The 21,926-nt window shown below is 34.2% G+C and carries 17 protein-coding genes; 11 read left to right on the forward strand and 6 right to left on the reverse strand.

The window, feature by feature from the left end; translation table 11 throughout:
- The 4 genes from Q1A60_RS06170 to Q1A60_RS06185 form a co-directional block, all read right to left on the reverse strand.
- Window positions 1-1,818 (reverse strand): OstA-like protein, encoded by a 1,818-nt coding sequence (locus Q1A60_RS06170; RefSeq protein ID WP_299765053.1) that lies wholly within the window; start codon window positions 1,816-1,818, stop codon window positions 1-3.
- Between the two features lie 146 nt (window positions 1,819-1,964).
- Window positions 1,965-3,239 (reverse strand): adenylosuccinate synthase, encoded by a 1,275-nt coding sequence (locus Q1A60_RS06175; RefSeq protein ID WP_299765051.1) that lies wholly within the window; start codon window positions 3,237-3,239, stop codon window positions 1,965-1,967.
- 9 nt (window positions 3,240-3,248) lie between these two features.
- The gene (locus Q1A60_RS06180) at window positions 3,249-3,701 is read right to left on the reverse strand and encodes a transcriptional repressor (RefSeq protein ID WP_299765048.1); all 453 of its coding nucleotides are present in this window, start codon (window positions 3,699-3,701) and stop codon (window positions 3,249-3,251) included.
- 29 nt (window positions 3,702-3,730) lie between these two features.
- Window positions 3,731-5,935, reverse strand: a complete 2,205-nt coding sequence (locus tag Q1A60_RS06185; protein WP_299765424.1) for a bifunctional (p)ppGpp synthetase/guanosine-3',5'-bis(diphosphate) 3'-pyrophosphohydrolase — start codon at window positions 5,933-5,935, stop codon at window positions 3,731-3,733.
- Window positions 5,936-6,089: 154 nt separating this feature from the next.
- On the opposite strand from Q1A60_RS06185, the gene Q1A60_RS06190 reads away from it, so the two are divergent.
- Together Q1A60_RS06190 and Q1A60_RS06195 are read left to right on the forward strand one after the other, a co-directional pair.
- Window positions 6,090-7,034 (forward strand): calcium/sodium antiporter, encoded by a 945-nt coding sequence (locus tag Q1A60_RS06190; protein ID WP_299765046.1) that lies wholly within the window; start codon window positions 6,090-6,092, stop codon window positions 7,032-7,034.
- An 84-nt stretch (window positions 7,035-7,118) separates the two neighbouring features.
- The gene (locus Q1A60_RS06195; RefSeq protein WP_300007413.1) at window positions 7,119-7,463 is read left to right on the forward strand and encodes a hypothetical protein; all 345 of its coding nucleotides are present in this window, start codon (window positions 7,119-7,121) and stop codon (window positions 7,461-7,463) included.
- A 122-nt stretch (window positions 7,464-7,585) separates the two neighbouring features.
- On the opposite strand, the gene Q1A60_RS06200 is transcribed toward Q1A60_RS06195, so the two are convergent.
- Window positions 7,586-8,596: a glutamine synthetase beta-grasp domain-containing protein gene (locus Q1A60_RS06200; RefSeq protein ID WP_299765042.1), complete on the reverse strand. Its 1,011-nt coding sequence runs from the start codon at window positions 8,594-8,596 to the stop codon at window positions 7,586-7,588.
- A gap of 199 nt (window positions 8,597-8,795) precedes the next feature.
- Here Q1A60_RS06200 and Q1A60_RS06205 point away from each other — a divergent pair, with 199 nt between their 5' ends.
- The 9 genes from Q1A60_RS06205 to Q1A60_RS06245 all read left to right on the forward strand — a co-directional run bounded on the left by Q1A60_RS06205 (window position 8,796) and on the right by Q1A60_RS06245 (window position 21,084).
- Entirely contained in the window at window positions 8,796-10,982 is a 2,187-nt protein-coding gene (locus Q1A60_RS06205) for a glutamine synthetase III (protein ID WP_299765040.1), read from the forward strand.
- Between the two features lie 489 nt (window positions 10,983-11,471).
- Window positions 11,472-12,920, forward strand: a complete 1,449-nt coding sequence (locus tag Q1A60_RS06210; protein ID WP_299765037.1) for a hypothetical protein — start codon at window positions 11,472-11,474, stop codon at window positions 12,918-12,920.
- Window positions 12,921-13,213: 293 nt separating this feature from the next.
- On the forward strand, window positions 13,214-14,656 hold the full coding sequence (locus tag Q1A60_RS06215; RefSeq protein WP_299765035.1) for a hypothetical protein: 1,443 nt from the start codon (window positions 13,214-13,216) through the stop codon (window positions 14,654-14,656).
- A 51-nt stretch (window positions 14,657-14,707) separates the two neighbouring features.
- Complete coding sequence (locus Q1A60_RS06220; RefSeq protein ID WP_299765033.1) at window positions 14,708-16,162, forward strand: hypothetical protein; 1,455 nt, start codon at window positions 14,708-14,710, stop codon at window positions 16,160-16,162.
- A gap of 175 nt (window positions 16,163-16,337) precedes the next feature.
- The gene (locus Q1A60_RS06225) at window positions 16,338-16,883 is read left to right on the forward strand and encodes a hypothetical protein (protein ID WP_299765032.1); all 546 of its coding nucleotides are present in this window, start codon (window positions 16,338-16,340) and stop codon (window positions 16,881-16,883) included.
- 32 nt (window positions 16,884-16,915) lie between these two features.
- Window positions 16,916-17,710: a CsgE family curli-type amyloid fiber assembly protein gene (locus Q1A60_RS06230; protein WP_299765030.1), complete on the forward strand. Its 795-nt coding sequence runs from the start codon at window positions 16,916-16,918 to the stop codon at window positions 17,708-17,710.
- A 6-nt stretch (window positions 17,711-17,716) separates the two neighbouring features.
- On the forward strand, window positions 17,717-18,124 hold the full coding sequence (locus Q1A60_RS06235; protein WP_299765028.1) for a curli assembly protein CsgF: 408 nt from the start codon (window positions 17,717-17,719) through the stop codon (window positions 18,122-18,124).
- Between the two features lie 22 nt (window positions 18,125-18,146).
- Window positions 18,147-19,574 carry a CsgG/HfaB family protein gene (locus tag Q1A60_RS06240; protein WP_299765025.1) on the forward strand — a complete coding sequence of 476 codons (1,428 nt, stop codon included), beginning with the start codon at window positions 18,147-18,149 and terminating at the stop codon, window positions 19,572-19,574.
- Window positions 19,564-21,084 carry a carboxypeptidase regulatory-like domain-containing protein gene (locus tag Q1A60_RS06245; protein WP_299765023.1) on the forward strand — a complete coding sequence of 507 codons (1,521 nt, stop codon included), beginning with the start codon at window positions 19,564-19,566 and terminating at the stop codon, window positions 21,082-21,084. Before Q1A60_RS06240 ends, Q1A60_RS06245 begins: the two co-directional genes overlap by 11 nt.
- A 131-nt stretch (window positions 21,085-21,215) precedes the next feature.
- Here the strand turns inward: Q1A60_RS06245 and Q1A60_RS06250 are convergent, their stop codons facing one another.
- Window positions 21,216-21,917 carry a hypothetical protein gene (locus tag Q1A60_RS06250; protein ID WP_299765021.1) on the reverse strand — a complete coding sequence of 234 codons (702 nt, stop codon included), beginning with the start codon at window positions 21,915-21,917 and terminating at the stop codon, window positions 21,216-21,218.
- Window positions 21,918-21,926: the final 9 nt, after the last annotated feature.

Genomic DNA, 21,926 nt, shown 5'->3' on the forward strand with positions numbered 1-21,926 from the left:
TTATCCATCTCCTTTTTTCTTCTTCTTTTTCGGGTTTAATTGGCTAGGAGAACTCTCTTCTTTGGAAGAGGAAGTCGCTTTATTCCGATTTATAAGATATTCTCTTTGGCGTTTTGTGATTTCATCTTCTTCTTCCGTACCTATTTTGGGTTTATCTTCCTCTCTATTTGATAATTCATTTTCTGATAAATTGGAGGCGCTTGGTTTTTCTGGCCCATCTTCTTCAGATTCTTCAAAGAAGTCACTATCTATGACAGGCAAGGGAATACCTTGTATTTTTGTTAACGTAAATGGAGGTTCTCCTTTAAAAATATCCTCTTTACTAAGGAGGCGTTCGTCTCCTCGCCATTCAAAATTTTCAAAGGTTTGCTGTTGTAATATAAATTGAGATTCTGGCCAAATGTTACCGCCAGGGTTTTTATATTTTATAACTTCATCTATCGCTTTATCTACAAATAGAATAGTAATAGAAGCAGATTTGCTTTTGTCAATACCTTGTAGCTCTCCATTCTCTTCTCGCATATATACAATACTCTCTGCATTATTCAGAATATTAACCGAGTCTAACTGATTTTCCTTATTGAAAAATCCATAGAGTTTTTGCCCTTTTACCTGATTAAACCCATCTATAGAATCTTTTTGAATGATAAATGCATTATTAAACACTTTTAAAGAGTCTAGTTTTTCAGTAATCGCATCATTAATAAGATGTATACTATCTCCCGTAATTTGATTTTCATCACTCCATAAGATGGGCCTTCGTATCATTTGTGTAAGTCCTGTTTTTTGGTTGATATGAATAGAATCACATTTACCACTCATATCACTTTTAAACATACGTACATTATAATAGCCTCTTACAATTCTATTTTCAGGTTTTCCAGTAACAATAAGCTTATCCCCATGTACATAAATAGAATCGCCTTCTTGCTCAGTAATTGCAACCGCTCGTTGCGTGATAAATACAGAGTCTTTGTCTCTAAATACTTCTGCATAATGCCCTTTAATAAGGCTTTTATTGAGCGTGTCTTTTACTCTAATATTATTAGTGGCACTAGCGTAATTTCGAGTCCTGTCAAAATAAAGACTATCTCCATAAACTTGCCGATTATCATAGTCTATTCGTGATTTTTTCACAAAATATCCATAATCGTTTTTAGTATCATAAAAGCCTCGTTCACAATATACTTTTGAAGCTTCACTAGTGATGGTGGTAGGACCGTATAGGTACGCATGTTCAGTTTCACTATAAAAATCTAATTGCTCGCTATTGATCACATATTCAGGGTTTGTAACCTCTACATTACTGATAAATGATATTTTATCTTCTTCAAGATAATAACGCCCTATACGACTTGTGATTTTGCTATTAGGAGAGGTTACTATACCTCCTGTGCGATAATAAGATTGCTGTTTATTACGATCAAAATACATGGTGTCTGTAGTAACGACTGTTGTGTCTTTTTTCAGCCATACATCACCCGCAGCAAATGCAAATTTGGTATCTCCACTGTATTCTGCATACTTACTACGCATCGAAACAGAATCTCCCTGTTTCATTTTTACATTTCCTAAAGCTTTTACAAAGTTTTCTTCTTTGTAATGAAAGGCAATATCACACCACATTTCAACACCTTCATGTGATATATATACTTGCTTTTTTCTCTTATATAAAATAACGGCACCAGGATATTCAACTTCATTTTTTTCTGTGACATCAGAAGTGATGTCAATCTCTTTACGTTCTTCTTGCGTATACGCTTTCGCGAAAGCAAAAACAGCAATAAGTAACGTAAGTATGTATTTTTTGATATGCATTGTAGCAAAAATAAACAAATTGACTTCTGAAAGCGTTAATGTGGTCTCAAAAGGTAGTTAACAAAGTCTCAAAAGCGAGTTATATATTTATTAAAAAACCCGCAATGTACGATACTTGCGGGTTTTATATGATATTGAATAATACCTTATCTCATAATTGTTTGTGTACGATCTGGTCCTACAGAAACAATTTTGATAGGCGTTTCTAATTCTTTTTCTAGAAAATCTATGTATTCATTAAGCGCTTGTGGTAATTGAGAAGCTTCTGTCATACCAGTTAAGTCTTCTTTCCAACCTTTCATTTCTTTATAAATAACGTCTACATTTTCAGGTTCTATATTGTATGGTAAATGTTCAATAGTCTCTCCTTTGTATTTATAGGCTGTACATACTTTAAGCGTGTCAAAACCAGAAAGAACATCGCCTTTCATCATCATTAGTTGTGTCACACCATTTACTTGTACGGCGTACTTAAGGGCAACAAGATCTAACCATCCACAACGACGTGGACGTCCTGTGGTTGCTCCAAACTCGTTACCTACGCGTCCCATTGTTTCTCCATCAGTATCAAATAACTCAGTAGGGAAGGGACCTGATCCTACACGTGTCGTATATGCTTTAAAGATACCAAACACATCTCCTATTTTATTAGGCGCAATCCCTAATCCAGTACATGCACCTGCGGCTGTCGTATTAGAAGAAGTAACATAAGGATACGTTCCAAAATCAATGTCTAATAAAGACCCTTGAGCACCTTCAGCAAGAATGGTCTTTCCTGATTTTTGTGCTTGATGTAAATATTCTTCAGAATCTATGAATGTAAGTTTCTTTAAAACGTCAACCGCATCAAAAAACTCAGCTTCTAACTCTTGTAAATCGTATTCAATTTTTGCATCATAGAAATCGATCATAGAAATATGCTTCTTACGCAAATTTGTATATCTATCTTTCCAATCTGCCAATTCTAAATCACCTACACGTATTCCATTACGACCCGTTTTGTCCATATACGTAGGTCCAATTCCCTTAAGAGTAGACCCTATTTTGGCTTTTCCTTTTGAGGCCTCAGAGGCAGCATCTAAAAGACGATGCGTAGGAAGAATTAAATGTGCTTTACGTGAAATCAATATTTTTGAAGTGTAATCTAATCCTTCAAACTTATCTAGGTTTTGTAATTCTTTTTGAAAAATTACAGGATCAATCACAACGCCATTTCCTATGATATTCATCGCATTATCATGAAAAATCCCAGAAGGGATAGTATGTAATACATGTTTAATGCCATCAAATTCTAAGGTGTGCCCTGCATTAGGACCTCCTTGGAATCTAGCAATGATATCATAATCTTTAGTAAGTACGTCTACAATTTTTCCTTTTCCTTCGTCGCCCCATTGGAGCCCTAGTAGTAAGTCTACTGCCATTCGTATATATTAGTTAGAGGTGTTTTTCTTTCCGTAAAAATAAAGAGAGTGTTTATCTATTGTAATATCAAAAACTTCTTCGATTGTTTTTTTAATAGCCTGAATACGCGGATCACAAAACTCAATGACTTCACCATTTGATAAAATTACATGATCATGCTGTTTATCAAAATAAGACTTCTCATATTGAGCTTGGGTATTTCCAAATTGATGCTTGCGTACCAATCCGCATTCTAATAAAAGTTCTATGGTATTGTAAAGTGTAGCACGACTTACACGATAATTTTTGTTTTTCATGTTGATATAAAGAGACTCTATATCGAAGTGCTCATCGTTGTTATAAATTTCCTGTAGTATCGCGTAGCGCTCAGGTGTTTTACGATGTCCTTTTTCTTCTAAGTATGTTGTAAAAACACTCTTTACAACCTCTTGATCTTTGTTTATGGTAGAATTTACACTCATAGTGCTATTAAAGATGTAAAGTTACGGAATTATAATCGAGTGACTTTGTCAATTCCGTTGATTTTTTTAAGATTATCCATTAACTTTTTAAGATGCTCCTTATTTTGAACTATTACCGTAATATTTCCATTAAAAATACCTCCATTAGTTGTAAAACTTATGCTCTTGATATTTACGTGCATATGATCAGAAATCTCTTTTGTAACTTGATTTACAAGTCCTAAATTATCAATTCCTGTAAGGCGAATATCTACCTTATGTCCTTGAGCACTTGAGTCTATCCATTTGGCAGGAATCACTCTGTATGCATATTTACTGCGCAAAGAAATAGCATTTGGGCAATTGTTTTTATGAACTTTAATGCCTTCATTAATGGTGGTGAAACCAAATACAGGATCTCCAGGTATTGGATTGCAGCAGTTTGAAAACTTATAATCTAATTTTTGTTCATCTACCCCAAAAACAAGATCATCATATTTATTGGTAATCTCATCACGGTCTACATTTTCTACAGTGGTAGGTTTTCTGATTTTATTTTTAAAGAAGCTCACAAATGCGTTACTGCGTTGGGCTGCAAATTCCTTAATCATTTTATTGTCAATAGTCCCAATGCCTACTCGATAAAAAAGATCTAAACTCGTATTTAGTTTAAAGTAAGAGACGAGTTCGTTAATAGTCTTTTCATTAAGTTGAATTTTTTGTGATTTTAGCTTTCGCGAAAGAATAACTTTTCCGTCTGCCGCTGTTTCTTTTTTCTCATCTTTTAGAGATGATTTAATTTTGGCTCTAGCCCTAGCTGTTGTAGCGTAGTCTAACCAGTTATTTGTTGGTTTGGCTTGCTCTGAGGTAATGATTTCTACTTGATCGCCACTTTTTAACTCTTGACTTAATGGCACTAATTTACCATTCACGCGAGCTCCTCTAGTATGTAGCCCAACTTCTGTATGTACACTAAAGGCAAAATCCAATGGGGTAGCTCCTTTGGGTAGCGATTTAAGATCTCCTTGTGGAGTAAATACAAAAATCTCTTTATTATATAAATTGAGCTTGAAATTTTCTACAAAATCGACGGCATTTGTATCTGGATTTTCAAGTGCTTCTTGGAGTCTATTAATCCATTCATCAAGTCCTTTATCACCATCATCGCCTTGTTTGTACTTGAAATGGGCTGCATACCCTTTTTCGGCAATTTCATTCATACGTTCAGAACGAATTTGCACTTCTACCCATCTCCCTTTAAGTCCCATTACTGTAATATGTAATGCCTCATATCCTGTAGATTTAGGAGATGAAATCCAATCTCTTAAACGAGTAGGGTTGGGTCTAAAGTGATCTGTAACAATAGAATAAATCTTCCAAGCTAAGAATTTCTCATTGGCAACATCACTTTTGTAGATAATACGTATCGCAAACTTGTCATAAATCTCATCAAAATTAATCCCTTGATTCAAGATTTTACGACGGATACTATAGATAGATTTAGGACGACCTTTAATTTCGTAATTAAGACCTTCAAGATTAAGGGAATCTTCAATTACTTTTTTAAAATCCTTTATGTATTTGTCTTGTTCTTCTTTACTTTCTTTGATCTTGTCTTTTATATCTTGATATACTTCTGGTTCTGTATATTTAAGACTTAAATCCTCAAGTTCCGTTTTGATGTTATAAAGCCCCATTCTATGAGCAAGAGGGGCATAGATATATAAGGTCTCACTAGAGATTTTTGTTTGTTTGTCTGGTCTCATGGCATCCATCGTTTGCATGTTGTGCAAACGATCTGCTATTTTAATAATGATAACCCGAGGGTCTTCATTAATAGTTAATAGCATCTTTCTGAAATTTTCAGCTTGCAATGAGACATCTCTATCCTTTTTTAAGTTGGATATTTTAGTGAGCCCATCTACAATACGAGCAACAGTTTCTCCAAAAAGTTGTTCAAGATCCACCAGTGTATATTCAGTATCTTCTACAACATCATGTAGCAATGCAGATGCAATTGATGTAGCGTCTAATCCTATTTCACTAGCGACAATCTGTGCTACAGCAAGCGGATGAAATATATACGCTTCTCCAGACTTACGACGCTGGTCTTTATGCGCATCTACAGCAATATCAAAAGCCTTTCGGATCATTTTCTTATCCTCAGTAGTAAGCGTTTGATAACTGATGCGCAGTAATTTCTTATACTGGCGTGTAAGCTCTTTGTTTTCGGCTTCTATGTACTCTTGGGTCAGTTCCATATCAATAACTAATGTACTGCTTTATATGTAATAGACAAAGCAAAAAGTATTCCCTTATTAACAATGTCATACATAAAGTGAAGAAAACATTAATTTTTGGTGTACGCGTGACGATTACTATTTGTTATCTTCGTCGAAAAGTTCATACATGAGTATATTTTATGTCCTAATTGGATTGTTGTTATTAGTAGTAGGAGGGGAGTTTCTAGTACGCTCTTCTGTAGGATTGTCTTTTAAGCTTAATCTTTCTAAGATGGTAATTGGGCTTACCGTAGTTTCTTTTGCCACGTCTGCTCCAGAACTATTGGTAAGTTTACAAGCAGCTTATGACGGGCTCTCAGATATTTCACTTGGTAATGTAATAGGCTCTAATATTGCTAATATAGGATTGGTATTAGGAATTACGGCAATCATATCTTCATTAACAGTAGATCGTGATTTTTATCGTTTTAATTGGCCGGTTATGTTGCTGTTTTCTATTGCGTTATATTTTTTATTGAAAAATGATGAGCAACTATCACAGACTGAAGGAATAGGCTTAGTGAGTTGCCTCATTATTTATCTTTTTGTATTGATACGAAGAGCACGTAAAAAGAAACAAGTAGATGAAGACGGTGTAGATGACGGGCTTGCTCAAAGTTCTTATTTTAAAATTTTCATTTGGCTAGCTATAGGAGGAACCGCATTGTATTTTGGTTCTGAATGGCTTGTTAAGGGCGCTACAGAACTAGCTAAAGCTGTTGGAGTTAGTGATTATGTGATTTCTGTGACAGTTATTGCTATAGGGACGAGTGTCCCTGAATTAGCAGCTTCTGTTATTGCAGCGCTTAAGAAAGAAAAAGCTATCTCGTTAGGAAACCTTATTGGGTCTAATATTTTTAATATTGCTTCAGTATTAGGACTTACCGCTATTATTAAACCGATTTCTGTAGTAGATGATGCCATTTTATCTACAAATATCTTCTGGATGATTGGGTTTGCGGTTATTCTCTTGCCTCTGGCATTTATACCAAAACGATTACAATTATCCCGATATAAGGGATTGATTCTTTTTGTTGCCTATGTTGTATTTGTAGGATTTACTTTCTTGTAGATATTGAGAAAAACCAAATACATAAAACTATTAGAATATTTTGGTATTCCTAATAGATGGAGTCGATTAAACGCCTCCTATATATTGGAATCCAAAATAGTATTTTTTGAAAAGATTAAAGGGTATTATTCTAAGAGTGTAAATGGAGGTGTTCCAGATACTATTATTTATGAAATAGCTGAAATTATAGCTAATTATCAATACGATTCCTACCGAAACTTCTGGAAAAAATACCCGAAATCTAGAAAACGATACTCAATATTTGATACTAAAGATTTGAATAGTCCTTATGTATATTGGAAGATCATGGATCATCTTAAAATAAAGTACCCTGATATGTATGAAAGGTATGCTTGTGCTATTCTAAATAGTAATAAGGAAGCATTAATAGAACTAGAAAAAAGAAGAGATTTATACGATACAAAGTGATATGATTAATTAAAATCCCTAGTGTGATATGCCTTTATACGCTTTCGCGAAAGCGTATATAACCACAAAAAAGCCTCATTAGAATATACTAATGAGGCTTTTAGGAAATATATAATAATTAATTAAATTTTTGCACTTTTTACAGTTGTAACAATACGACCTGCAATTTTATATGGATCACCATTAGATGCAGGACGACGATCTTCAAGCCATCCTTTCCATCCTTGCTCTACTGTAATAATTGGAATACGAATAGATGCACCACGATCAGATACTCCGTAGCTGAAATCATGAATAGATGCAGTCTCATGTAGTCCCGTTAAACGTTGGTCATTATACGCTCCATATACAGCGATATGTTCTGCTGCTACTGGGCGAAATGCTTCACATATTTTCTCATAAACTTCTTGAGAACCACAAGTACGTAATGTTGTATTTGAGAAGTTAGCATGCATACCAGATCCATTCCAATCTCCTTTTACTGGCTTAGGGTGGTATTCTATATACCATCCGTATTGCTCTGTAAGACGATCTAATAAATAACGAGCTACCCAGATTTCATCACCAGCTTTCTTAGCTCCTTTTGCAAATAATTGAAATTCCCACTGTCCAGAAGCAACCTCTTGGTTAATTCCTTCAAAGTTAAGTCCAGCAGCAATACATAAATCAGCATGTTCTTCTACAAAATCACGCCCATGTGTATTTCTACCACCTACAGAACAGTAATACATTCCTTGAGGTCCAGGGTATCCACCTACTGGAAATCCTAAAGGTAGCTGTGTAGCAGAATCCATAATAAAATATTCTTGCTCAAATCCAAACCAGAAATCATTGTCATCATCATCAATTTGAGCTCTATGGTTTGATTCATGCGGAGTTCCATCAGCATTTAAAACCTCAGTCATTACTAGAAATCCATTCTCACGTTGTGGATCTGGATAAATAGCTACAGGTTTTAATAAACAATCTGATGCTCCACCAGATGCCTGCTTTGTTGATGATCCATCAAAAGACCATATTGGACAATCTTCTAATTTTCCACTAAAATCGTTTACAACTTTAGTTTTACTTCTCATGTTTTGAGTTGGCTTGTATCCATCTAACCAGATGTACTCTAATTTGGATTTGCTCATAACGGCGTGTTTTTTTAATTACGATGCAAATATATAATTATATATGTAATGTGTATTAATTTTTAGGGGGTAATTATTAAAAATTTAATTTTAGTTATTAACACCCCCTATTTTTTAGGGGGTGACTAAAAAATATCATATATTTTTGAAATACTCGTATATTTGCTACTATTAATCGATTATACATATATCTTATCCTATGCCTATTCTTAGATTTCAAGCGCTTCAAGATGTTCAAAACCGATCTGTTCAAGTTCCAAAAGAAGAAGGAATTCGTTCCTTGTCCTATAATATGAATGTATTTGGAGAGCAGTCAATGCGACAACACTTACCGAAGTCTGCTTTTGAAAATGTAACTGAAGCTATATATAAAGGACGTAATATAGATCGCATTACTGCCGATGCAGTTGCTACAGGAATGAAGGCATGGGCATTAGCCAAAGGAGCAACACATTATACACATTGGTTTCAGCCACTTACAGGAGCTACTGCAGAGAAGCATGATGCCTTTTTTGAAATCACTACAGAAGGACACGTAATTGAAAAATTTGATGGAGCACAATTAGTACAACAAGAACCCGATGCTTCTAGTTTTCCTAATGGAGGGATACGTAATACGTTTGAAGCAAGAGGTTATACAGCATGGGATCCTACATCTCCTGCATTTATATATGATACAACACTATGTATTCCTACAGTTTTTGTGGCCTACACAGGAGAGGCATTGGATTATAAGACCCCTTTATTAAAAGCATTACAAGAGATAGATGTTGCAGCAACAGATGTGGCTCGTTATTTTGATAAAAATGTAAGTAAGGTACATGCAACCTTAGGGTGGGAACAAGAGTTTTTTCTTATTGATAGTGCATTAGCGGCTGCTCGTCCAGATATCGCTTTAACAGGTCGTACGCTTTTAGGGCACGCTTCCGCGAAAGGACAACAACTTGATGATCATTATTTCGGATCGATTCCTTCTAGGGTATTAGCATATTTAAAACAATTAGAACAAGAATGTTTGGTTCTTGGAATTCCTATTAAAACGAGACATAATGAGGTGGCACCTAATCAATTTGAAATTGCACCTATTTTTGAGGAAGTAAATCTAGCAGTAGATCATAACTCTTTATTGATGGATGTTATGGAAAAGGTTGCTGAGCGTCATTATTTTAAAGTATTATTTCACGAAAAACCATTTGCGGGTGTAAATGGGAGCGGAAAGCATAATAATTGGTCCTTAGCAACAGATAAAGGAGTTAATCTTCTAAGTCCTGGTACAACACCCATGAAAAATTTACAGTTTCTCACTTTTTTTATTAATACGATCAAAGCAGTACATTCTTATGAAGAATTGTTAAGAGCATCTATTGCTAGTGCAGGAAATGATCACAGATTAGGAGCTAATGAAGCACCTCCTGGTATTTTATCGGTTTTTATAGGGTCTCAATTAACACAAGTGCTTGATGAGCTTGAGAAGGTGACAGATGGTAAATTGTCACCACAAGAAAAAACAGATTTAAAACTTAATGTGATAGGGAAAATTCCAGAGATATTATTAGATAATACAGACCGTAATAGAACATCACCCTTTGCATTTACAGGAAACAAATTTGAATTTAGAGCCGTAGGTGCAACAGCAAATTGTGCACATCCTATGACCGTTCTTAATGCGATAGTAGCTAATCAGTTAAAGCTCTTTAAAAAAGAAGTAGATATACTTATTAATGAATCATCAATGAAAAAAGATGATGCTATCTTTAATGTATTGCGTGAATATATTAAAGAGAGTAAAAATATTCGTTTTGAAGGAGATGGGTATGGAGCAGCTTGGGAGAAGGAAGCAAAAAAAAGAGGATTAAGTCATAATAAAAATACACCTGATGCGCTAGAAGAGAAAATATCTAAGAAAGCGATCTCATTATATGAATCATTAAATATTATGAATGCTGTAGAAATACAAGCGCGCTATGAAATAGAAATAGAAGAATATATCAAAAGAGTACAGATAGAAAGTAGAGTTTTAGGTGACGTAGCTCGAAATCATATTATTCCTACAGCATTGCGATATCAAAACGTTCTTATTACAAATGTAAAAGGGTTAAAAGATATTTATGGCGATCATGCATATATGTCTTTAGCTAAAGAACAAACAAATATTATAAAGGAAATTTCTAGTCATATAGAATCATTAAATGCTTGTATTACTGAAATGACAGAAGCTCGTAAGAAGGCAAATCAAATGGAACTAATACCAAAATCTAAATCGTATTGTAATAAAGTGTTTCCATATCTGCAAAAAATAAGACACCATTGTGATAAATTAGAACTATTAGTAGAAGATGAGTTATGGCCACTACCAAAATATAGAGAGCTATTATTCATTAATTAACTAATTTAAGGTGTAAATACCTGAAATTTAATTTATTAATAGGTGATTCGTATGCTAAATTAGACTTGTTGTTTAAGCGTAAAGTAAAATCATTACACGAAATACGTAAAAACACGTAGGAATTTACTTTCAGCATTTTTAACCTGAATCGATTCGTTTATTTTTTTTTCTAGTGTCAAGTATAGTTTTTACTGGTGTTTAGGTCGAATACGATGAATTCGTAGTTTTCCTTTGATCGAAAAGTTGTCATTCCTATTTGTATCATTGGCTTATTTATATAATTTAGCTCTCGTATTTAATATTTCTCCCCCTCTAAATACATTAAAATATAAAATTACATTATAGTACCCCATATTATAATTTGTTGCCAAACATCTATATAATATAACAATCATAGGTTTTATCTATGTGTTACATTGTGTGCGTTTGTTTTTGAAAGTCAGTTGTTAGCAATTTTAATTTATAAAATTTTAACTACTACTTTTTATTATGAAAAAATTATTGGTAAGCGCTATTGCGCTAACATTTAGTGTTGCAACGTATGCACAAGACACAGGGGCTCAAAAAGCAGTGCAAGTAGCACAGATTTCTGGTTCAGCAACAGGAGCAAACACTGGGGAGTCCATTCAGAATGGAACAAGCAATGCTGTTCAGGTACGTCAAGCAGGAACAGAACAATCTACACTAACAAATCAAAATGGTGTTGCTAACTTAGCGAGAGTGATGCAAACTGGAAACGTTAATGGTAATCAAGCATTAAGCGGACAGTTAAACCTTGCAGAGGTACAACAAACAGGTTATAACAACCAAGCTACTTCGGTACAAGAAGGAGATCGCAATAATTCTTTTATCAGTCAAAATAATGATGCAGGAGAAGAATCACTAGGAAACCGTGCTCAAATTATGCAAGGAACTGGAGATAATGCAGAAGATAATGACGCTGCTATAGAGCAGGATGGTCAAGACAACTCTGCATATACATTACAAACGTATGATAATAGTGATGCATCTACTGTTCAAAATGGAGTAGGGAATACTTCTGAGATTAACCAAAATGCAGGTCCAGAAAATAGTGCTGGGCATTTTGCTATTGTAGATCAAACAGGAATGAATAATGAATCTCGTGTAAACCAATCTGGTGCAGATGGAGATCAAGATCGTAACAGTGCTTTTGCTCGTCAAACAGGTGTTGGAAATAAAGTAGAGCAAATTCAAGTTTCTTCTGGAAGTGCTGGAGGAAATAATGCAGATGTTTTACAAGGTTTTTCAGGAGATATTTCAATTTACTCAACGGGACAAGATGAAATCTTTGATGCAGTAAATGCATTTGATCCAACTCTTGCTGCTGATGATGATGGAGCTGGTCTTGAAGCAACAAATGCAGTAGCTTTTCAAACACAAACTGGTGGTGAAAACGATGCAGTAATTGTTCAGTTTGGAGATGGTAATAATTCTGCTCAATCTCAAAATGGAGATGGTAATGTAGCACAAGCAATTCAAAATTTAACTCCTGATACTGGGTTTGGTAATGTATCTTCTCAAGTACAAGTAGGTAATGATAATGCAGCAACAATCGTTCAAAATGATAGATTACATACTTCTGTACAGTCACAAACTGGAGATGATAATACAATAGTAGCTTCTCAAAGAGGAACAGCTAACTATTCTGATGTTACTCAAGAAGGAAATGGTAGTTACGGAAGAACATTACAACATGGTAATGGAAATATGGCTTTCCTTACACAAAGAGATGGTCAGAGTTATACAATCCGTCAAAATGAAAACCAATTTGGAAATAACGGAAATAACCAAGCAGACGTTCTTCAAGAAGGACCGTTCGGAACTGGTGTTCAAAGAGGATTTACTCCTTTCAGTGCTTCAGGTGTAACAGCTCCACATTCAGTTGGAACTTTTACATTAGCACCTATCAATGATTAATTAATTATGTAATTACTACATATTATTAGTAATTGCATAATTTTCAATATAAATTATAAAACATATCCCCTTAAGATAGTATAATACTGTCTTAAGGGATTTGTAAGAGGTTTTATAATTTTAAAAGTAATGTATTTTAAATTCTCCCCCCAAAATACATTTCATCTAGCATGGCTAGATAAATATATTAGACTGAACATATCTAGTTATTCATATTCTTATACAAATATGATTATCTGTATGTGTTCGCAAATAATATCTATTTAATAATTTAATTAACTAATTCTTTTATTATGAAAAAAGTAATTTTAGGAGTTGCAGCACTATGTGTTAGTGTTGTAGCTATGGGGCAACAGCAAGAATCTGGTGCTAGAGCAGCAGTTCAAGTACCACAAATTTCTGGTTCAGCTGTGGGAGCAAACACAGGTGAATCTATTCAAAACGGTGCAAGTAATGCCGTACAAGTACGTCAAGCAGGAACATCACAATCTGTGCTGACAAATCAAGATGGAACAACCAACTTGGCTAGAGTTTTCCAAACAGGAGAAGTACAAGCACAAAGTGGCGTGTTAAACTTTGCTGAAGTAGATCAAGATGGATTCAATAACGAATCTACTATTGAGCAACAAGGCGATGGGAATAATGCTATGGTTGAACAAAACAATGATAATGATACGGATGCAAACCGTGCAATGATCATGCAAGGTGTTGGACAACAGGCTGAAGACAATGAGGCCATGATAGATCAGAATGGAGAAGGAAACTCTGCATCTACTTTGCAAATTTTTGATAATAGTGATGCTTGGACTATTCAAAATGGAACAAATAACACATCTGAAATTATTCAAAATGCAGGACCTAACCAAAGTCAAGGTCAATTTGCTCTAGTTACTCAATCTGGAGAGGATAATGAATCTTTAGTAAACCAAAATAATGCACCAGGAAGTGATGCGCGTAACAGTGCATATACTGCACAATCAGGTAGTAACAACAGCGCAGAACAAAATCAAAGCGCTGAAGGATCTACAGGGAATATTGCTGTTATAAGTCAAGGTGTGAGTAACCAAATATTTCAGGCTCCAGCAGCAGAGCAAGCTTATTTAAATACAGCAGCCTTAGACCCTTCTATATTAGGAGGTACTAATAATATTTTAGGTTCTGATAATGGTGTAGCTTTCCAACAACAGACTGGTGATGGAAATCAAGGATTTATTGGACAATATGCAGATACAAATGACTCTAATAATGGAGCTCAAATACAAGATGGGAATAACAATGGTGCTGCCATACTTCAGAATGCTTTCGGAAGTCCAAACGGTAATGGTAATACAGGTAGACAAGAACAATATGGTTCAGACAACTCTTTAGGTTTAATGCAGAACGGTAACAATCACCGTGCTCTTCAAGTACAATCTGGTGATGCAAATTCAGCTCTTTCTACACAAAGAGGAAGAAATAATAACCTGAATATATTCCAAGAAGGAAATGGTAGTTATGCACAAAGTATCCAGCATGGAAGAAATAACGTAGCATTAATTACTCAACGTGATGGTCAGAGTTATACAGTTCGTCAAAATGAAGGTGCATTTGGCGCTGGAACAGGAGGAAACCAAGCAGACATCCTTCAAGAAGGACCATTTGGAACTGGAGCTCAAAATTCTTTTATACAAGTTAATCCTCAGTCAGTAAATGCTCCACAAACAGTGAGTGCATTCACATTGGCACCTATTAATTAATAAAATCATCCCCTACTCACACATTTAATAACTAACAAATTATAACAAATTATGAAAAAAGTAATTTTAAGTGTTGTAGCATTAGCGGTTGCTAGTGTATCAATGGCACAGAGTCCAGCTACTAATGATACTGGTGCTCGTGAAGCGGTTCAGGTTGCTCAGATTCCAGGTTCTGCTATGGGAGCAAATACTGGAGAAAGTATCCAAAATGGAGCAAATAATGCAGTGCAAGTACGTCAAGCAGGAACATCTCAATCTACATTAACAGATCAAAATGGGACAGCTAACTTAGCAAGAGTAATGCAAACCGGAAATGTAAACGGAAATCAGTCTTTAAGTGGACAATTAAACTTTGCAGAAGTAGAACAAACAGGTTTTAATAACCAGTCTACGATCTTCCAAGAAGGTGATTATAACAATGCAATGATTGATCAGAATAATGATAATGATACAGCGGCAAACAGAGCTATGATTATGCAAGGAACTGCTAATCAAGCAGAAATGAATGCAGCTACTATAGAGCAGGATGGAGAGGATAACTCTGCATATACATTACAAACTTGGGATAATAGTGATGCTTCTACTGTGCAAAGTGGTACAGGAAACATTTCTGAAATTGGTCAAAATGCAGGTCCAGAAGATAGCCAAGGACAATTTGCTATCGTATCTCAAACTGGAAATGATAACCAATCTCGTGTAGAGCAAGATAATGCAGCTGGAAGTGATGCTCGTAACGTTGCTTTAACAACTCAATTAGGTGATAATAACCAAGCAGAACAAATTCAGGAAGCAGAAGGATCTGTAGGTAACAGAGCTCAGATCAATCAAGGTACAAATGGGACAGTAACAGTTTCTTCAGATGCAATTTCAAGATTTGGCGAAGTTTCTGGTTTTGATGGTTCTGTTGGGAACTTTCTTGTTGTAGAGAATTCAGAATCTGGAGTTGCATTTCAAAACCAATCTGGTGATGATAATGACGCTTTTATAGCACAAGCTAGTTCTGAAGCAGGATCTAACAATGCTGCTCAAATCCAAGATGGTAATGAAAACTCTGCATTTATATCTCAAAGCTTCTTTACAGCTGGTGGAACTGATAATGTTGGAAGACAAATGCAAACAGGTAACAACAATGAAGCTTCATTAAATCAAGATGGAGCTGATCATGCATCTTTACAAGATCAGTGGGGAGATGATAACAATGCTGTTGCTTCTCAAGCTGGAATGGGAAATAACTCTAATATGTTCCAAGTTGGAACAGGTAGTTATGGACGTACTTTACAGCATGGAGAGAATAACGTAGCGCTTCTTACTCAACGTGATGGGCAGAGTTATACAATTCGTCAAAATGAAGGTGTGTTTACTCCTGGTGCAGGAGGAAATCAAGCTGACATCCTTCAAGAAGGGCCATTAGGAACGGGAACTCAGAATGGATTTATCCAAGTTACAGCACAAGGTGTAACTGCTCCACATACTGTGTCTTCATTCTCTTTAGCTCCTATAAACTAAAAAGTAGTATGTAAAAGTAGCAGGTGTAACATAGCTCACCTGTTACTTTTATTTTTTTTATAAATTTTAAATTCATTTTAATTATGAAACGAGTTTAACTTTTGTCTTTTATAATAAATTGAAATTCTAGTGTTAAATACTAGTCTAGAAACAATTTTTATTCTAAATTAGAGATATGAAAAATTTCGTCCGCTTATTAATTGTCTTTTGCATTACTACATTTTGTAGTATTCCGCTCTTTGCCCAAACATTTGATGAAGACCCAGGAGAAGAGGAAGTTAATGGAAATGAGATTGTGTTGGATAACCAATCAGTCAGTTCTGCTATATTATTGAATTTAGGATTTGATACTTCTCCAAATGTGAGAAATCAACAAATAACGGGGAATAGTATTTTTTTAACACAAATAGGAGATTTAAATATAACATCTATTAATTCGAATACTACCTCTAGTGAAATACAAGTAACTCAAAGAGGAAACTCTAATTTTACGGCATTAGATTATCGCGCAAATACCATAGTTACTAATGTAACGCAAGATGGTAATTTTAATTTGATACGCGATTTTGTCAACAATCCAACAGAAGATGCTTCTTTGGACCTACTACAACAAGGGGACAACCTTACTTTTGAGCGTTTTGGAACTAATTCCATAACAAGATCGTTACGATTTGTTCAAACAGAGGCTTCTCCAACAATAATTATAAGAAGTTTTCAGTAATAACTTAACTGTTTCTTATACTATTATTAGCTATGAAATTGACTAATAAAATAGCTGTAAACACAATTAAGAAAACAACTCTACTTATTGTTTTTTTCATAGGTGTTAGTGCCATAAGTCATGCACAACTTTTCAATAAAGATATTCAAGCTAAAATTCTGATAGAACGTAATAGCGAGTTCTATACCTTTCATGCAGCGGCACGTAATAAAACCTCTACAGATATTAATTTAAAGTATGATTATTCTGTTTTCAGAACAGATAAAGAAGGAAATGTGGTTAAAAATAATCAAACAGACCTATTCTTTTTGAAAGGAGATGAAAAAAAAATACTATCAACATTGACTGTAAATTATAATGTTGATGACAAAATTATATTGTTATTATTAGTTTATGATAAAGATAATAAGCCTATAGGAAAAGATCGAATTGTACTTGAACAAGGTGGTAAAACAGTTATCGATATAAATAGGAATACCCCAAAAACAACATCTCAAGATGAAGCTGTAGCTCAAGATGGCTATACGATAGACGGTTTAGTCTTGCAAAAAACACTTACAAAATCTGGACGTGATTTTTTCAGAATGTTTTATAGTGAATACTATAATAGACAGATACGATCCCCTAAAAATATATTAATTAAAGAAGTTCCAGGAAGAAGAAGGAATACATTAATTACTGTGGAAGTTGATGGAAAACTCGTTTGGCAATTTTTTGCACAACCTCGAAAAGAATTTCTTACCAATATGGTTAGAATTTCTCTTCAAAGAGTGTTATCTTTCCTCAATCGATTAGAAAAGCAAAATGAACAATTTATACGCTATTAATTTCTTATGAAAACGACGATCATTACTTTATTTATTTCTTTTGTTGTGACATCGATGAGTGCACAACAATTTGTATATAGACCTATTAATCCTTTTTTTGGAGGAGATACATTTAATTACCAACAGTTATTAGGTTCTGCACAAGCTCAAAATGGTTTTACAGCTCCACAAAACGCAGCAGATCAACAATCAGACTTAGAACGATTTGGTAATAACCTAAACAATCAAATTCTTAGTCAAATTTCTCGTACGTTAACACAACAACAATTAGATTCAATTGGAGATTTAACAGAACCAGGAACCTTTACATTTGGCACATTAGCTGTAGAAGTGTTTGAAAGTACAGAAGGGCTTGTTATCAATATTTTAGATACAACCAACGGAGAGGAAACACAAGTCATTGTTCCTAATTAGAACGCGCAATTAGTATTATAATATGCATCATTTAAAAAAGCTTATACTAGTATTTGTACTAGTTATATTTAATTCCTGTGGGTCTTATTTTAATCAGCCTTTATTTCAAGAACCTTCACGAGTAGGTGAATTCTCTAAGTCTACAGATAAACTACTAGACCTTCCTGATGCTGCTCAAAAATTAGAAGTTGCTGTATATAATTTTAGTGATCAAACGGGGCAATTTAAACCTGTAGAAAATGGTAGCACTTTTAGTACTGCAGTTACACAAGGGGGGACGACTATTTTAATTAAAGCCTTAGAAGATTCCGGTTGGTTTAAACCTATTGAAAGGGAAAATCTTAGTAATCTTACCACAGAACGTAATATTATAAGAAATACAAAACAAGAGTACATTAAAAACTTAGATCCTAATACACCTCCATTACCACCATTATTATATGCGGGTCTTATATTAGAAGGTGGAATTATATCTTATGATACTAATATCGTTACAGGAGGGGTAGGAGCAAGATATTTTGGATTAGGAGCTTCTTCTCAATATCGACAAGATCGAATTACAGTGTATTTACGTGCTGTTTCTACTACTAGTGGAGAAATTCTTAAAACAATTTATGTTTCTAAAACAATTCTATCTCAGTCATTAAGTGGTAACTTTTTTCGATTCGTTAAATTTCAACGACTATTAGAAGCTGAAACTGGAATAACACAGAGTGAACCTGTACAAATTGCCGTAAAAGATGCAATAGAAAAAGCAGTACATGATTTAATTGTAGAAGGAGTAAAAGATCAATTATGGAGCACTAAAGATGGTAAGGAAGTAAATGATCAATTAGTAAATGACTATTTAAAAGATAAAGAGTTTGAAGAGTCTAAAGCGCTGTATAATAGACTTTTTATAGATAGAGAGTATAAAAATACGATTAGTATTTCTGGAGGAGCAAACCTTATAGATGGTGACTTTGCAACACGACGACTTGGATTTTATGGCGCTGCTACATACCAACATTATATTAATAGTCTTTTTGATGTAGGGATAGACGGAGCTATCTTCGATTTAAATAATGGAGAGCAGTATCAAAACATTTTCGGAAGTGTAGGTATTAATGGTATTTTCAATATACTTCCTAAAGACGACTTAGCGCCTTTTATATATGCCGGTCCAGGATTAGTAGTTGATCTTCGAGAAACTGTAAACGAACAAACATTATTTGGAAGAGCATTTTTTAAATTACAATATGGAGCAGGAGTTCAATATAAACTTAATCCTAGAGTCGGAGTAAAGGTATTTGGAGAACATAATGTTGTTTTTAGCGACGAATTAGATTTCAGAGTTAATGGTAAAAGAGATGACTTTTACTTTAATTTTGGAATAGGTGTTAATTATAATTTCAATTGGAAAAACAAATCCAAAAGGGAAACTATAGAAGATATTCAGAATGAAGAGTAATAATATATTATACAAGTTTGCTGTATTACTATTTGTCTTTGCTATAAGTTGTAGTGAAGACACAATACAAGATGAATTAACAGGTGGCTTAACAGGTACCGTTATTTCTAGTGAAGATGATATGCCATTAGAGAACGTTAAAATAACAACAAACCCATCGTCAAGTACTGTGTTTACAGATGCGAATGGTTTTTTCTCTTTGCTCAATATTACAGTTGATGACTATTCAGTAATGGCAGAATTAGAAGGGTTTGATACTGCATTTGAAGGAGCAGCTGTTATTTCTGATGAAATAGCTACTGTTGCTTTTGAATTGGATAGAGCTTCTGTTACAAATGATCCACCGTCAGCACCCGCATTATTAAGTCCTACAGATGGCGCAGATGATATAGAAAGTGAAGTTGAGTTTGTATGGAGTAGCTCAGTATCTAATGCAGAATCCCTTACGTATGATTTAGAATTACGAAATGCATTTACTAATGAAATTGAAAACTATGAGATAGAGCAGGATACAACATTTACGGTTTCTAATCTTAATTTAGGAGCTACATACTTTTGGCAAGTAACTGTTGATGATGGAGAAAATAATCCTGTTTCTTCAACGATAAGTGAGTTTTCAACATTAGCATTCCCATCTAATCCATTCTTATTTGTTAAAAAAGAAGGAGATAATAGTGTCATATTTTCAGGAGCTAGAGGAGAAGGAAATTCTGAAGTAGATGTGAATTTATTCCAGCTTACAGATGATGGAACAAACAGTTTTAGACCTAGAAGAAACAATCAAGCACAACGTATTGCATTTCTTAGAACAGTAGGTGGAGATACTCATATTTTTACTATGGATTTAACAGGCGAAAATGTAGAACAAGTTACTTCTACAATTCCTGTAGCTGGATTTAGACAAGATGAATTAGACTTTACGTGGTCTCCAAATGGTGATCGTATTTTGTATCCATTTTTTGATACATTATATAGTATAAATCCTGATGGTACTGGTTTAAGTGAAGTGTATCAGACTACCGATGGCTCTTTTATTTCTGAAGTAGATGTTCAAGAATTTGATGAAGACTTGCTTCTTATCAAAACAAATAATATTAATGGTTATGGAGTTCGAATTTTTACAGCACGTATATCTACTGGAACTGAAGAAATTGTAGTCTTAGAAGGAGAACAAGGCGCTGCAGGTGGTGTGCAAATAAGTGCTAATGGAGATCGTATTTTATATACTAGGGATACTTCTAATTCTGAGAACCCTCAATACAGAATTTTTTCTAGTAGATTATTTATTTATGATGTTGCCTTGGCTACAAGTCTTGCAATTACAACTGATGTAATTACTGGGCAAAATGATTTAGATCCTAGATTCTCTCCTTCAGAAGGTGATATTATATTTACGAGAGTTGATAGTAATATAGGTGCTAGTCCATCTATATTCTTATTTGAATTAGGTGGTAATAATCCTGATGATGATCAGTTGTTTACAAATGCAAATATGCCAGATTGGGAATAAGCTTTTTTAAATAAACAGTATTTTATTCTAAGAGAGTTTAATATCTAAACCCTTACTTTATATAAAAAAGAATCCGATTAAATATGCTTCAGGTAGCATATTTAATCGGATTCTTTTTTTAAGCTACTTAGTTAATTTTTTAGATCATTAAACTCTAAATATAATTGCTCTAATAATTGTACCGAAGTATTATTTTCCATTACAGTATTACCACTAACTCCTATAGGAGAATTATTATCCCTGTTTAATGTAAGAATAGTATATCTCTGATCTTCTGAAAAAGATTGTAAACTGGTTTTTACTTCAATAATCTGTTCAAAATCTGGTTTATTTGAAATTTGATGCACTAAAAATTGTTCTTTATTATTGCCAAATAAAATATAATCGGCTGTCTTTATTTTAGCATCTTTTGGATTAAACTTTTTGAAGTAAACAACGTGTTTGATTGAAACAGAAATGTCTTTTAATATGGTTATTCCACCTCTTTCAAAATGACCTTGATAAACAGTTATTTTAAAAGGTCTTGGATTGTTAATCATATCTGGTAAAACAAATCTTTCAGGAGCAATAGTATAGGTGGGTGAGTTGGGATGCTGTTTTTTGTGCTCGATATACTTTTGTTTATCTTCATTTGAGAATGTTAACTCTAATAATACTTGGTAATCATGCGGGGAGTAAAACATAGGTAAGTGAGAAGCATAAATATCTTCACTCCCGAAAAGAAGCATACCATGAGTAGATGGCTTATCATTACTCATTTGTTGGTGATCGTGTTGAGCATTTATATGCATTGATAGTAATATGTATGCTATAATAAGTGATGCTTTTTTCATTGGTTTAGT

Source organism: uncultured Dokdonia sp. (assembly GCF_947492535.1).
Classification (GTDB): Bacteria; Bacteroidota; Bacteroidia; order Flavobacteriales; family Flavobacteriaceae; genus Dokdonia.

Excerpts from the sequence above, each read along its gene's own strand:
- Q1A60_RS06250 (WP_299765021.1), bottom strand. The coding sequence starts at position 21,917 with ATGAAAAAAGCATCACTTATTATAGCATACATATTACTATCAATGCAT.
- Q1A60_RS06210 (WP_299765037.1), top strand. The coding sequence starts at position 11,472 with ATGAAAAAATTATTGGTAAGCGCTATTGCGCTAACATTTAGTGTTGCA.
- Q1A60_RS06215 (WP_299765035.1), top strand. The coding sequence starts at position 13,214 with ATGAAAAAAGTAATTTTAGGAGTTGCAGCACTATGTGTTAGTGTTGTA.
- Q1A60_RS06200 (WP_299765042.1), bottom strand. The coding sequence starts at position 8,596 with ATGAGCAAATCCAAATTAGAGTACATCTGGTTAGATGGATACAAGCCA.
- Q1A60_RS06245 (WP_299765023.1), top strand. The coding sequence starts at position 19,564 with ATGAAGAGTAATAATATATTATACAAGTTTGCTGTATTACTATTTGTC.
- Q1A60_RS06205 (WP_299765040.1), top strand. The coding sequence starts at position 8,796 with ATGCCTATTCTTAGATTTCAAGCGCTTCAAGATGTTCAAAACCGATCT.
- Q1A60_RS06235 (WP_299765028.1), top strand. The coding sequence starts at position 17,717 with ATGAAAACGACGATCATTACTTTATTTATTTCTTTTGTTGTGACATCG.
- Q1A60_RS06175 (WP_299765051.1), bottom strand. The coding sequence starts at position 3,239 with ATGGCAGTAGACTTACTACTAGGGCTCCAATGGGGCGACGAAGGAAAA.
- Q1A60_RS06240 (WP_299765025.1), top strand. The coding sequence starts at position 18,147 with ATGCATCATTTAAAAAAGCTTATACTAGTATTTGTACTAGTTATATTT.
- Q1A60_RS06180 (WP_299765048.1), bottom strand. The coding sequence starts at position 3,701 with ATGAGTGTAAATTCTACCATAAACAAAGATCAAGAGGTTGTAAAGAGT.
- Q1A60_RS06170 (WP_299765053.1), bottom strand. The coding sequence starts at position 1,818 with ATGCATATCAAAAAATACATACTTACGTTACTTATTGCTGTTTTTGCT.
- Q1A60_RS06220 (WP_299765033.1), top strand. The coding sequence starts at position 14,708 with ATGAAAAAAGTAATTTTAAGTGTTGTAGCATTAGCGGTTGCTAGTGTA.
- Q1A60_RS06230 (WP_299765030.1), top strand. The coding sequence starts at position 16,916 with ATGAAATTGACTAATAAAATAGCTGTAAACACAATTAAGAAAACAACT.
- Q1A60_RS06190 (WP_299765046.1), top strand. The coding sequence starts at position 6,090 with ATGAGTATATTTTATGTCCTAATTGGATTGTTGTTATTAGTAGTAGGA.
- Q1A60_RS06225 (WP_299765032.1), top strand. The coding sequence starts at position 16,338 with ATGAAAAATTTCGTCCGCTTATTAATTGTCTTTTGCATTACTACATTT.